This is a genomic window from Anabaena sp. UHCC 0253 (assembly GCF_009712085.1).
In the GTDB taxonomy this organism is placed as follows: Bacteria; Cyanobacteriota; Cyanobacteriia; order Cyanobacteriales; family Nostocaceae; genus Dolichospermum.
Genome location: NZ_VILD01000010.1, coordinates 40,672 through 53,959, shown reverse-complemented (window position 1 = coordinate 53,959; position 13,288 = coordinate 40,672). Strand labels below are relative to the sequence as shown.

The following is a 13,288-nucleotide window of genomic DNA, read 5'->3' as shown; positions in this document are numbered from 1 at the left end:
GCGAATCAACTTACCCAGGCGATCGCCACTCGTATCTACTTCCGCACGAATTCCCAACGCAACCATCTTCGCTGCTACCTCTTTAGTAAAATCTAACTGAAGATCACCCACAGGTAATAACCTGATTTGCACAGGCGCTAACCACAAGGGAAAATCACCCGCGTACTCTTCAATCAAAATCCCAATTAACCGTTCCAAAGAACCAAAGGGGGCGCGGTGAAGCATTACCGGACGTTGACGCGAACCATCTTCAGCCACATATTCTAAATCAAACCGCTCCGGTAAATTATAATCTACCTGCACAGTTCCCAATTGCCATTCCCGTTCCAAAGCATCACTAAAGATAAAATCAAGTTTTGGACCATAGAATGCCGCTTCCCCAATCCCTTCAAAATAATCCATTCCCAATTGTTCTACAGCGCGACGAATCGCCCCTTCAGCTTTATCCCAAGCTTCATCAGAACCGATATACTTATCACTGCTTGGATCACGAAAACTCAGTCTGGCTTTAAAATTCTTCAGTTGCAGACTTCCAAATACTGACAAAATCAAATCTACAACATTCAGAAATTCGCTGTCTAGTTGTTCGGGAGTCACAAATAAGTGAGAATCATCAACAGTAAAACCGCGCACTCTTGTTAAACCACCCAGTTCCCCAGATTGTTCATAACGGTAAACTGTACCAAATTCCGCTAACCGCATCGGTAATTCCCGATAAGAGCGTAATTCACTCTTGTATATTTGGATATGGAAAGGGCAGTTCATTGGCTTGAGAACAAAACCCTGTTCTATCGCTCTTGCTTCCTCATCTTCAGCCATTAAAGGAAACATATCTTCCTTGTATTTCTGCCAGTGTCCAGATGTTTTAAATAAATCTACTCTGGCAATGTGGGGAGTAACTACAGGTAAATAACCCCGTTTTAATTGTTCTTTTTTGAGGAAGTCTTCTAAAATCGTTCTTAATAAAGTCCCTTTCGGAGTCCACAAGGGTAAACCAGGACCGACTAAATCGGAAAAGATAAATAATCCTAGTTCCTTACCCAGTTTACGATGGTCACGGCGCAGGGCTTCTTGTTTCCGGCGTTTGTACTCAGCTAGTTGTTCGGGAGTTTCCCAAGCTGTGGCGTAAATGCGCTGTAACTGAGCTTTCTTTTCATCACCCCGCCAATAAGCACCAGCTACGCTTTCTAATTCTAGGGCTTTGGGGTTAATTTCACTGGTATTTTCGAGGTGAGGCCCAGCGCACAAATCCCACCATTGATCTCCCAAATGGTAAATTGTGATGGGTTCTTGTTTGATATCTTCGAGAATTTCTAGTTTATAGGGTTCTTTAATGGCTTCTATGCGGCGTTGTGCTTCTTCGCGGCTGACTTCTTCGCGAATTAATGGCAATTTGCGATTAATAATCTTCAGCATTTCTTTTTGAATGGTTTTCAAATCCTTATCGCTGAAGGGTTCTGGACTGTCAAAGTCATAATAAAACCCATTTTCAATCCAAGGACCAATTGTGACTTGCGCCTTGGGAAACAGCTTTTGTACTGCCATTGCCATGATATGGGAAGCTGTGTGACGAATCTTTTTTAATGTTTCTGATTCGCTGGTACGGGGTAAATAAATTTTTTCGGCTGGTTGGGTTTCTTGATTTGGCGACATCGGCTGTTAAAATTTTGGCGAAGTGTTAAAAATAAAGTTGACAAAAAATATCTTTACAAAATAAATAATAGTCCACTGGCTATAGTTTCTCCTAATTTAGCCCAACCATGGGCTTCTGGCAAAAGTCTATGAGCAGAATTTTAACCGCAGATAAACGCAGATAAACGCTGATGATTTTTCTGTCATATCTATCAATTTCTCAATCCTCGCACTTCCAGGGCGAGGTAATTGTCAATTGTCAATTGTCAATTGTCAATTGTCAATTTTTAAATTATGCCTTTAGACATATTCAGGCTTACTCCCAAGGATCTTTACAAAACTATTGCCAAATTTATATAATTGTGCTTTGTATCTCAAGTCACAGATTCTTAACTTTTTTCATCTAAAAACTTATGAAGTGATTGTTAAGAATCGTAAATAACGTTAATATTAAAAGGAAATTAGGAAATATGCTTCTCATATATGGGGGACTCGAATCTACCAAGTGCTGATTTACTGAAAGTAGTCTTAGAGCCGTTGCTAGAGGATTTTCAATATTGGTTTGGGCGATACCGTCAAATCCTGGAAAATGAGAAAATCCAATTTATGAGTGAAGAAAAGCAGTTTGACTTACTAAAACGAGTCAAAGATGCACAAGATGAACTCAATGCGGCCAAGATGTTGTTTACAGCAACTGATCAAAAAGTCGGAATTGATATGGCAACTGTAATGCCTTGGCATCAGTTAGTTACAGAATGTTGGAGTGTGGGAATGCGTTTAGGTCAGTCAAAGGAATTATGAACCCCGTGACAAAATCTAAATAAATTAGAAATCGTAAAGATATTAGACGATTCTTAACATTGTTTTCATAAAAAAATAATGTGTCTCATGTTACCTTAATCTGAATATAAGGATTGCATCATATAACATACGCGCAAAAGTAAATAATTTTACATCTACTTCTTCCGTAAACCAATAATTTACGGAGTTTGAAGTTTTACGAGATAACATTTTAACCCTTGCTGTTTTGGAGGAAAATTCCATGCTACACCTACTATATATTTTAGCTTTCACCATTCTTGCATTTATAGCTGTTGGTAATTTAATTCGGAATCTGATCATGTTCAGTTTTGATAGGGAACGAACTTATCCCACTAACCAATCCTCACTTAGTAATAAAGGTGGATTTGGTTATTATGCAGCTAGAAAGCAGTATGTACCCCATCCTGAATTGTTAGACAGCGCAGGTAATGTGATTAAAGAACCTCTGTTGGTAATGCGTTCAATTAATGTTGAAGATGCACGGGAACAGTTAGATGCTCTTTATGAATCTTCTCCTGGTCAAAAAATTGAACGTCCAGAAGGCGCTTAATTTACACTTTTTATGATTCGGAATATTGTAAGGGGTTTAGCAATGTGCTTGACCCCTTATTATTGTGTTTATTCATCTTTTTAAAGATGATTGATGATTAATTTTCTCAGAATCAGGATATCCACCGATTAAAGGATTTACAGCATTGACATTGACAATATTTTTTAATTCTTAATCCCACCAATAAGCAATAACTACACCATCTCGCTGTTCCCAAAACGACTCACTTTCTAAACCCCCTTGTAACCTAATTTGTAACCTGCGCTGAAGTCGCAAACCATACTCTTCATTATTACCATCTGTAATATCAACTGAGTCTGCACGCCACTTCTTACCCAACTCTAAAAGCGGAGAAACTATAGTATCTTGGTTTTCTGTCAAAATGTAGAGAGTATCCCCAGGATAAGCGACAAAATGAATTATACTTGATTCTGGCATGGGGCGATAATTTGCCATTGCTAATAATGTATCTACCAAACCACCAAAACTTAAACCATTTTCATCTGGGGCAAAAATTGGTTTTGTAAACAGAAAACTCGCCCATAAATGAGAATTTTGACTAAGATCCTTGATAACCTCCTCTCCATTAAACTGATTAAAGCGACGTTGCCATACCAAAGCTGCAAAAAGTTCCTGGGGACTATATTCTTGAGCTAGGGTTTGAATTTTGGTGAGGTTTAACATAGAGAATTAATTACAGTTTGACTAAATAGGTCTATTCTCTCGACCGTGATAGATTCGTAAAATAATCACATCATCTTCAAGAATAACGTAGTGAATTATAAAACCGTATTTACCAAAAGATACTAAAAGTTTTCGTAATCCTGCTATTTCATCCACAATTGCACCACGTCGCGGATTTTGTTGTAGACTTTCACCCGAAGAAACTATTGCTTGTACTGCGCGTGCTGCTGCATCAGGATTATTAAGTGATATAAAATCGTAATGCCGATTTAAGTCACTAATAGCTGTTTCTGTCCAAACTATCTCAGACATGAGTGTTATTTTTGGACTCCTAAATTATTTGCCCATTTCCGCACTTGTTCATGTTTGACTCCTGAACCTGTACGCAGGTAGCTTTCTAAAGCAGATTTACTTTGCTCAATCATTTCTGTTTCTGTAAGAGATTGAAAATTTAATTCTGTATTTATCTCTCCATATTCAAGTGATGCTGCTGTTAAATTTTCTTCTTTAGCTAATTCTGTGGCTAAAAATTGAATGGCTTTGATTTTCTCTTGATGAGATAATTTTTGCAGTGAGGGTAAAATTTCTGTTAATTTCATAGAAATATGGGTGAAAAGCTACTTACATTATACTGCGATCGCTCTTCATTCTCCAAAAAACGCTATCTCATCATTTACAAACCATACCCAAAACGTAGGGGTTTAGCATTGCTCATTGGTGTCAACTTAACGGTACAGCCTCCCAAATTTGCTTTCTGATTTGTTGTGTTTCTCGATGTCGTTTCCTGATAGCTTTGACTAAACCAAATAATTTTGCTAGTTGGGCTAAATAGGTGACGATATCGGGATTCTCACCCCTTTCTACGGATTTAGCTACATAATATAAACTTCTAAAAACCATTTCTACTGATATTTTTTCTTTTGGCTGACCTAAAGCAACTGCTACGTCTGAAACTAATTGATTTAGCACCGCGTAAAAAATTAAAGTCGCTACAATCTGAATTTGTACTCCATTACTGTGTCCTACCCAAATATATGCTAATCCTAATAACCTTTTAGTTAGTAAAAATGCTTCTTCTATTTTCCATCTTCTTCGATATAATTCACAAACTTCTTCTGCTGATAATTGCTCGTCATCCACGATATTTGTTAAATAACGATGCCAAGTTTTCCCTCTATGAACTTCTAAATGTAACTGCTTTATAGAGAATTTAGAGGATAAATAGAAGATTTAACATAATTGATTATGTATTTTCTACCTATCCTGTAAATCCACATTCAGAAACTATTTACGCTTCAATTACTACTCGGAGATTACCGCGTTTTTTGGCAACCCGACAAGCGGTAGTGCTACCAGAACGTTCAAATTCTAAATCGAGGATAGTTGCACCAACACGCAAATTGTGTAAAGATAACCGGTTGATTGATTCTGGTAAAGCCGGGTCAATAATTCGCAAACAATTATTTTGCATATCAGGAACTAAATTCACCATCATTTGCAATAGTTGAAAGATGCTACCAGTAGCCCAAGCTTGGGGAGTACAAGCAACGGGATACTGTACAGGAGCATTATCACCTGTCATTTCATAACCGCAAAACAGTTCTGGTGGTCGTTGGTAAGGTTGCTGGGAAGTCATGTTGAATAACCCTTGAAATAATTCCAAAGATTGATCAATTAAACCGAGCGATCGCAATCCCATCCCAATTAAACTATTATCATGAGGCCAAACTGAACCAACGTGATAACCCATCGGATTATAAGCTGGTGACAAACTACTTAAAGTCCTAATTCCCCAACCATTAAACATATCAGGCGCTCCCAATCTTTCCGCCACACTGTAGGCTTTTTCTGGGGTAAAGATTCCCAAAGACAAACAATGTCCTGGATTAGAGGTAATACTATCTACTTGATTTCCTTCTCCATCTAAAGCCAAAGCACAAAAATCTTGGTCTTCTATCCAAAAATCCTCATTAAAGCGAACCTGCAAAGTTCTCGCTTCTTCTAGCCAAAGTTCTGCTAAATCTAGCCGTTTTTTCATCTTCGCAATTTCGGCTAATTTGACTTTAGCAGCATAAACATAAGCTTGCACTTCACTCAAAGAAATTGCACCTGTGGCTAATTCCCCTTTGCGGTTAACAATACAATCACCAGAATCTTTCCAACCTTGATTATTTAAACCACGTTTTGAGCGGCGATAATAGCTAAGATATCCGGTTTTTTGCATATTCCGATCTATCCAATCCATTGCTGCTAAAGCATTTGGCCAAAGTGCTTCCAAGGTTTCTAGATCATGTGTCCAGGCGTAGTATTCAGCATACAACATTAACCACAGAGGAGTCGCGTCAATTGTTCCGTAATAGGGAGTATGGGGAATTTCTTGACACCGTGCCATTTCCCCTAAACGCAATTCATGTAAAATTTTGCCTGGTTCTTCCTCTCTCCATTCATCTTCGGTTTTCCCTTGGTAGTCAGCCAAGATTGTCAAAGTTTCTTTGGCAATTTGTGGATTTAACATCAATGTTTGGGAAGCGGTAATAATAGAATCCCGGCCAAACAAAGTCGAAAACCAAGGGACACCAGCAGAAACGGTTTTATGTTTACCAAAAGATTGGCGCAACAAATACATATCTTGTTCTGCTCTTTCAATTACCCGATTGAAAAGACTTTTATCAGAACTAATGCGGGTAATTTGTTGTACCCAATTTTGTTCTTCCATCATCTCAGAAGCCTTTGCTTGTCCCAAGGTGATGGCTGCATCAACTGTAGAAGCAGGATTGTTGTTGATTAACACATTCAAACGATAGCCTAGCTTTTTGGTTTCATGAGAAGCTAATTCTATGCGCCAAACAGCAGTATAACCTTGGAAATAATCGGGTTGTCGGTGCTGGAACTGCACGCGCGATTCCATGATCGAACTGTCTAAACCTTGATAAGCTAAGGTGAGGGATTCTTCTTTTTGGTGTTGAGATTGAACATTGGGAACTGTCTCAATTTCTGAATCTGTGGGTTCTATCAGACGTAAAATTTGCCCTCGTTTTTCCCGACCAAAACCCCGAACTTCAAATAGATCCACAAAATCTGCGTCAAAGCTGAGACTCAGTTCAAAACTAATGCTGGTGGTGCTGTAGTTAGCTACTTCGATTTCTTCAAATAGTGCGCCATTGAGGACAATTTCTCGACGAATACCGACAGTATCAGCTTTGAGTCCGTCTGTACTTTTAGAATTGGTACACAATACTGATAGAGCAAAACCTTTGTTAGCTGTGCTACTCAGTAAAACAGGCGATCGCCCATCAATTTGCAATTCTAAACGACTCAAAAACCGCGTATCACGGCAAAATAGCCCCATGCTAGAATTAGCTTCATCTAGAGAACAACTAGAAATGTTGCCAATAGTATCTGTTACTAAAAACAAATCATCATCTTTAACTGTCAACGTTGGTTGTGGTCTTTCACTGACTACACAAGGCCATTCTGGGATAGGTAAATTTTCTGCGAGAGTAAAGGTTTTTCCATCTAAAACAATCTTTTCGGGGGTAATTAATGTATCCGGTGTCATTAGCCAAAGTTACCTATAAAGGTCTAATTTTACTCAGTTTGATGCGGTTAAAAAGGGAAAGTAACTAAATCTACTAAAACAATGAATTTCTCTAAATGTATACCTTATCAATTAGAAGTCAAGGCTGAAAACTGGCTATTTTTAAAGAGTTTCTGCTTGACTCAATGGACAGAGATGCTAAAGGTAGAGAATACTTAGCCAGAGATAAAATATTAGTAAAGTCCAAAGTGGCGGCTCAGGATACCCACTTCACAAAATTCTCATCAAAAATCAAGTAACAACGGAGTTTGATTTTTGACTACTGTCTCTTATATTCTACTGTATTGAGATTTCATTTACCACTATTTAGCTATCAGGAATTAAACCGGATTCCTATATTTACAAAATGACAAACTAGCACAATCTTTTGAGGATAATCTAAAATAAGGATATGAATTTGAGAAATACTAAGTTTTTAGCCACTGAGTCAGGCTTACACATTAGCCCCTGCTATGGTATTTTAGCTTTAGTAGCAATCAAAACTATATTGGAGTTCAAAAAAGAGATAAATTTTCTTCCTACTGGTAATGGGTAATGGGTAAGATGTGTTTAATGACAACTGACCATTTTTAACTTGTACAATGCAACTGTGACGTGAATCTTGTCTAGATTGGGCGTTTAACTATATTCATGAGTATTTCGACTTCCGTACTGAGTGATTTATTAAAGTCACATCCCCATCTGCGATCCCAGTTATATTTTAAGGCTTCATTAACGGCGCTCTCCCATGCAATGGAAGATCAGGTTTTAGCAGCCAACTTGAACCAACCTCTGATTATTGCTAGTTTCCAAAAAGAGCGATTCTATCGTCAAGAAGCCCATCGCTATCAACGACTTGCGGAAAAAAGTCATCAAATATACGTATTATCTGCACCAGAAACGGATTTTGCTAATAGCTCAGAATACTATGAAAAGATAGCTTTTGAGCCTGATGACGCTTTAACCCAAGAATGGCATTTAGTGGTAGTTGCTGATAACTATGCTACCTGCTTGGTATGTAGAGAAAGTCTTGGTTCTCTGTCAAAAAATAAACATATCCCCGAAATGATTCCTAGTGTGGATATGGATACAGCGCGAAGATTTGAGGGGATTTGGACATCGGAAAAAGGGGTGTGCTTAAGAGCAGCCCAATTGTTATTAGAGAGAATTCAGGTTTATAGACCAGATTTAGTCAAAAAAGTGGCTGAAGTTAAGCAGCGGCTTGGGATTGGGGAATCAATAAACAAGGTAGGAGTGAATTCTCGTCATGAGTATGCTTGCGATCTTGATACAGACCCGTTTGTACAAAGGTTGGTGACATATTTACAAGCTAGTCAGTATAAGCTGCATAAAGCCTATCGTTCTATTGCTGATCAAGCCCGGAAAGAGCGATTGGTAAATTCAATTAGTACAGCAATTAGGCGATCGCTTGATCCTCAAGAAATTCTCCAAGTTGCCGCACAAGAATTAGGTAAACATTTAGAAGCCTGTCGTTGTCTAATTTATCGCGCCCAAGCTACAGATGCTAAAGCCATAATTGAACATGAATTTTTGAATTCTCATGTCACATCTGTACTAGGGCAAAGTTGGGAGTTAGAACATAATCCTCTATTTCAACAGGTCCTCAAACAATTGGAAGGGGTCTGTGTCGCTGATACCCTAGCAGATCATGATGTCAAGAAATCATCAGCCTTATCCTCAATTGTGAAGCAGTTTGGCGTACGTTCTTGGTTAATAGAACCTGTATTATATCAAGGACGATTGTTGGGAATTGTGGAATTACATTATTGTTATTTTCCTCCCCATGAATGGCAAGCTGGAGAGTTAGACTTAGTAAAAGCGATCGCTACCCACATCGGTGCAGCACTCATTCAAGCAGAATCTTTTGCTAATTTAGAAGAACTCAACAAACAACTAGAAGCTTTAGACCGCACTCGGAGTAACTTAATTGCAATTACTGGTCACGAACTCCGCACCCCCCTTTCGACAATTCAAGTTTGTTTAGAAAGCTTGGCTACCGAACCCGATATGCCTTGGGAATTGCAACAAGTAATGCTGAGTACAGCCCTTTCCGATTCCGAACGAATGCGGAAACTGGTACAAGACTTTTTAACTCTTTCTAACTTAGAAAGTGGCAGAGTCGAATGGCATCCTGAATCTTTAGCTATTCAAGAATGTATAGATTTAGCACTCAGTCGGTTACGGACACGCTCTAGCCAAGAGAAAATACCACAAATTAAAACTAACATTCCCCAAACCTTACCTCTCGTCAGGGCTGACGGTGATTGGTTGGTTGAGGTAATAGCCAAACTTGTTGATAATGCTTGTAAATTTACTCCCTCTGCTGGAGAAATTACTATTCAAGCCATTACCAATGGTCAGGAGATGCTAGAAGTCACCGTATCTGACACAGGGCGAGGCATTGAACCAAATCGCCTAGAAATCGTTTTTGACCGCTTTTATCAAGAAGAAGGAGCATTACGCCGGACTACCGGAGGGACTGGATTGGGTTTAGCAATTTGTCGGCAAATTGTCAACGGCTGGGAAGGAAAAATTTGGGCTGATTCTACAGGTAAAGACCAAGGCAGCCAATTTCATTTTACAATTCCTATTGTTAACAATTGACAATTGATAATTGACAATTGACAATCTTTTAAACTGTTCTCCTCTATGACTAATGACCAATCTCCCAGGCGTTTACCTAATCAACGCTGGCAAATTTGCCAGACAAGTCCAGAATTAGCTGATAAATTAGCAAATTTAACGAATATATCCCCCATTATCAGCCAATTGTTAATTAATCGGGGGATGACAACCCCAGAAGATGCCAAGATATTTTTAGAACCCGAATCTTTAAATTTACCTTCTCCTCTCGAAGAATTCCCTGATTTGGCTGCGAGTGTGGAATTATTAGCAATGGCGATCGCCAGTAAAGAGAAGATCGCTATATGTGGAGACTATGATGCCGATGGTATGACTAGTACTGCAGTACTGCTGAGGAGTCTCCGGGCTTTGGGTGCTGATGTTGATTATGCTATCCCTAGTCGAATGCACGATGGTTATGGCATCAATAACCGGATTGTCGAAGAATTTCACGATGAAGGGGTGAAACTAATTCTCACGGTAGATAATGGCATTTCTGCTGTTGAACCGATTACTAGAGCCAGAGAACTGGGCTTAAAGGTTATTATAACAGATCATCATGATATTCCGCAAGTATTACCTCCAGCTAACGCAATTCTCAACCCGAAACTAATAGCTGAATCTTCTCCCTATCGGGGTGTAGCTGGTGTGGGTGTGGCTTATATTTTAGCGGTTTGTTTAGCACAGCAATTAGGAGAACTGAAAGGTTTAGTTCAACCGCTGTTAGCTTTATTTACATTAGGAACTATTGCTGATTTAGCACCTTTAACGGGTGTGAATCGTCGGTGGGTAAAACGGGGTTTAAAGCTATTACCAAAATCTACTTTACCAGGAATACAAGCATTAATTCAAATTGCGGGAGTTCAAGCTAGTGAAGGAGAAAAACCCCAAAATCCCAAATCGTTAAAACCGGAAGATATTGGTTTTCGATTAGGTCCACGAATTAATGCTATAGGGAGAATAGGTGATCCACAAATTGTCATTGATTTGCTGACAACTGATGATTTTGGAGTAGCACTAGCTAAAGCTATTCAGTGTGAACAAACTAATACTCAACGTCAGCAAATGTGTGAGGAAATTGAAAAAGAGGCGATCGCTATTGTTGAAGATTTATATATAAACTCTTTACAAAAAGACCGCGTATTAGTTGTTATCAAAGATAATTGGCATCATGGTGTCATTGGTATTGTTGCTTCTCGCTTACTAGAACGTTACGGTGTTCCTGTTTTTATTGGTACTTATGAACAGGAAACCATAATTCGGGGTTCAGCGCGGGGAATTCCTGAATTTCATGTATTTGCAGCTTTAGATGCTAGTCGGGATTTACTGGGTAAATTTGGGGGACACAAAGCTGCGGGGGGATTTTCTTTACCAGCAGAAAATTTATCAGCTTTCCGGTTGCGGTTATCTGAATTTGCAAATCAGTGTTTGCAACTCCAACACCTCAAACCTCTCCTGAAAATTGATACTCAAGTGAATATTCACGACATTAATCAGGATCTTTACCAACAGTTAAATATTCTTCATCCTTGCGGAATTGATAACTCAGATCCAATCTTTTGGACTCCAAATATCCAAGTCATTGAACAGAAAATTGTTGGTAAAGGTCACATTAAATTGACTGTATCCCAAACTCTCGACAATCAGCGTCAGGAACTGAAAGGGATAGCATGGCGTTGGGGTGATTATTTCCCCTTACCATCAAGATTGGATATTGCTTACAAACTTCGGGAAAATAACTTTAATGGTAAAACTACGATTGAAATGGAGTTAGTTGGTGCAAAACTTCCAAATCACGTTGTTAACCTTTTTACCATTTCATCAAACCTATCGCGGGCTAGTTTTGAATACAAACAGCGTCAATATACTTGTGGAATCTATAATAATGGTATAAGTACAGAATTAAGAGTTAAAAACTCTGAAGGTAAAGTTTTAGTGATGCGGCCAGAAGATAAATTTGGTCTGTTAGGTTTTAACCGCGAAAATGCTGAACAGGTAAATTTATCTCAACCTGTCTATGAGGGCATTATTCAAACTGCAATTCAGGCTTTATCAACCACTGCACAGAATTAAAGAATAAAAACTTTTTTAAGCGGGGATTTAACCCCCGATTCTGAACAAATGGGTAATTGGTGATTACAAAAACCATTACCCATTACCCAATTTTATAAGTTGCCGTTGCGAAATGCTAGAACGAAGATTACTATGGGACCTGAAACTACAATTAGTCCCACGCAAGTTAATTGCAAGACAACTTCCCAATTGATGTTAGCTAAAATGTCCATTTTTTCCTCCCAGTGATTTTAATGGTTTTAAAAGATTGAATAATTTAATAGCACAACCCGAAACTTATCATATCTGTCCGGGGGATCTAAAATTTAATTTACTTCACAAAATTATAGAAAAAGTCATAAATATAGCAGGTGACAGGTGACAGGTAACAGGTGACAGAGTTGAAAGTCTATTTGTGTCTAGGTTTGATCATTATTTCATGTCCTAATCATCTTGGCGGTTGCTACAAGTAGAATAGCAGGAATACTAGAGGGTGAAAAATATGGCTACTTGGCAATGTATATCTCAGTGTGGGGCTTGTTGTAACTTGACACCAGCGGATCGTCCAGAGTTGGAAGAGTACCTTTCACCACCGGATTTAGAACTTTATCTCAGTATGGTGGGTGAGGGGGGATGGTGCGTAAATTATGACCAGATCACGCGAGAATGTAAAATCTACTCTACCCGTCCCCGGTTCTGTCGTGTGGAAGCAGAGACTTTTGAAGAGATGTATGGCATTGAAGCGGAGGATGTGAACGATTTTGCGATTGATTGCTGTCGTCAGCAAATTGAGGGGGTTTATGGCGATCGCAGTTTAGAACAAATCCGTTTTGATCAAGCTGTCGGTTTTTGATTCAGTTAGGTTGCAATTTATGACAACATTATGAGAAAATGAAAAGAATATGAAAACCACTTAGAGACAGAACTAACACCTGTGAAACTTGATACTGCACCTGTCAGCCTTGCTAACTTATCTGAAACTGAAAACCAGCTACATCAGCCTATAGTTAAGGATAATGCCAAAACCAAAGAATCTGTGTTTATGGTATTTGGGACAACCTTTATCACTATTTTTCTTGCGGAAATTGGTGATAAAACCCAACTTTCTACTCTGTTAATGAGTGCAGAATCTCATGCACCTTGGGTAGTGTTCCTTGGTTCGGCAGTAGCATTAATCACTACTAGTTTGCTGGGTGTATTATTAGGTGGTTGGATATCTACTAAACTTAGTCCAAAAACTGTTGAGAAATCAGCCGGAGTGATGTTGCTGCTAATTTCCCTGATGTTGGTTTGGGATGTAATTCAGGGTTAATACTTATAAATATTGT

Annotated in this window: 12 protein-coding genes and 1 pseudogene; 6 read left to right on the top strand and 7 right to left on the bottom strand. The window is 38.8% G+C overall.

What is annotated here, in order from left to right; all coding sequences use genetic code 11:
- The coding region (gene thrS, locus FJR38_RS23110) for a threonine--tRNA ligase (RefSeq protein ID WP_254449537.1) at positions 1-1,653 on the bottom strand (1,653 nt) is incomplete at its 3' end.
- Between the two features lie 462 nt (positions 1,654-2,115).
- On the opposite strand from thrS, the gene FJR38_RS23105 reads away from it, so the two are divergent.
- Both FJR38_RS23105 and FJR38_RS23100 read left to right on the top strand, forming a co-directional pair.
- Positions 2,116-2,433 (top strand): DUF2605 domain-containing protein, encoded by a 318-nt coding sequence (locus tag FJR38_RS23105; RefSeq protein WP_168499085.1) that lies wholly within the window; start codon positions 2,116-2,118, stop codon positions 2,431-2,433.
- A gap of 241 nt (positions 2,434-2,674) precedes the next feature.
- On the top strand, positions 2,675-3,004 hold the full coding sequence (locus FJR38_RS23100) for a DUF2973 domain-containing protein (RefSeq protein WP_168499083.1): 330 nt from the start codon (positions 2,675-2,677) through the stop codon (positions 3,002-3,004).
- A 171-nt stretch (positions 3,005-3,175) separates the two neighbouring features.
- Here FJR38_RS23100 and FJR38_RS23095 read toward each other — a convergent pair whose 3' ends face one another.
- The 5 genes and pseudogenes from FJR38_RS23095 to FJR38_RS23075 form a co-directional block, all read right to left on the bottom strand.
- A complete protein-coding gene (locus FJR38_RS23095) occupies positions 3,176-3,688 on the bottom strand; it encodes a hypothetical protein (protein WP_168499081.1) in 513 nt (170 codons plus the stop codon).
- Positions 3,689-3,709: 21 nt separating this feature from the next.
- Complete coding sequence (locus FJR38_RS23090; protein ID WP_168499079.1) at positions 3,710-4,000, bottom strand: type II toxin-antitoxin system RelE/ParE family toxin; 291 nt, start codon at positions 3,998-4,000, stop codon at positions 3,710-3,712.
- Between the two features lie 5 nt (positions 4,001-4,005).
- Complete coding sequence (locus FJR38_RS23085; protein ID WP_168499054.1) at positions 4,006-4,287, bottom strand: hypothetical protein; 282 nt, start codon at positions 4,285-4,287, stop codon at positions 4,006-4,008.
- Between the two features lie 121 nt (positions 4,288-4,408).
- Positions 4,409-4,861: pseudogene (locus tag FJR38_RS23080) on the bottom strand (IS4 family transposase); the annotation flags it as partial.
- 115 nt (positions 4,862-4,976) lie between these two features.
- Positions 4,977-7,247, bottom strand: coding sequence for an amylo-alpha-1,6-glucosidase (locus tag FJR38_RS23075; protein WP_168539675.1), 2,271 nt, complete (start codon positions 7,245-7,247; stop codon positions 4,977-4,979).
- A 669-nt stretch (positions 7,248-7,916) separates the two neighbouring features.
- Here FJR38_RS23075 and FJR38_RS23070 point away from each other — a divergent pair.
- Both FJR38_RS23070 and recJ read left to right on the top strand, forming a co-directional pair.
- Positions 7,917-9,890 carry a DICT sensory domain-containing protein gene (locus FJR38_RS23070; RefSeq protein WP_168539673.1) on the top strand — a complete coding sequence of 658 codons (1,974 nt, stop codon included), beginning with the start codon at positions 7,917-7,919 and terminating at the stop codon, positions 9,888-9,890.
- A 45-nt stretch (positions 9,891-9,935) separates the two neighbouring features.
- Positions 9,936-11,981 carry a single-stranded-DNA-specific exonuclease RecJ gene (gene recJ, locus FJR38_RS23065; protein ID WP_168539665.1) on the top strand — a complete coding sequence of 682 codons (2,046 nt, stop codon included), beginning with the start codon at positions 9,936-9,938 and terminating at the stop codon, positions 11,979-11,981.
- 92 nt (positions 11,982-12,073) lie between these two features.
- Here recJ and psb30 read toward each other — a convergent pair whose 3' ends face one another.
- Positions 12,074-12,193 (bottom strand): photosystem II reaction center protein Ycf12/Psb30, encoded by a 120-nt coding sequence (gene psb30 / locus FJR38_RS23060; protein WP_072033639.1) that lies wholly within the window; start codon positions 12,191-12,193, stop codon positions 12,074-12,076.
- 269 nt (positions 12,194-12,462) lie between these two features.
- On the opposite strand from psb30, the gene FJR38_RS23055 reads away from it, so the two are divergent.
- Together FJR38_RS23055 and FJR38_RS23050 are read left to right on the top strand one after the other, a co-directional pair.
- Complete coding sequence (locus FJR38_RS23055) at positions 12,463-12,813, top strand: YkgJ family cysteine cluster protein (RefSeq protein ID WP_168539662.1); 351 nt, start codon at positions 12,463-12,465, stop codon at positions 12,811-12,813.
- 81 nt (positions 12,814-12,894) lie between these two features.
- Positions 12,895-13,272, top strand: a complete 378-nt coding sequence (locus FJR38_RS23050; RefSeq protein ID WP_168539652.1) for a TMEM165/GDT1 family protein — start codon at positions 12,895-12,897, stop codon at positions 13,270-13,272.
- The last annotated feature ends 16 nt before the right edge of the window (positions 13,273-13,288 follow it).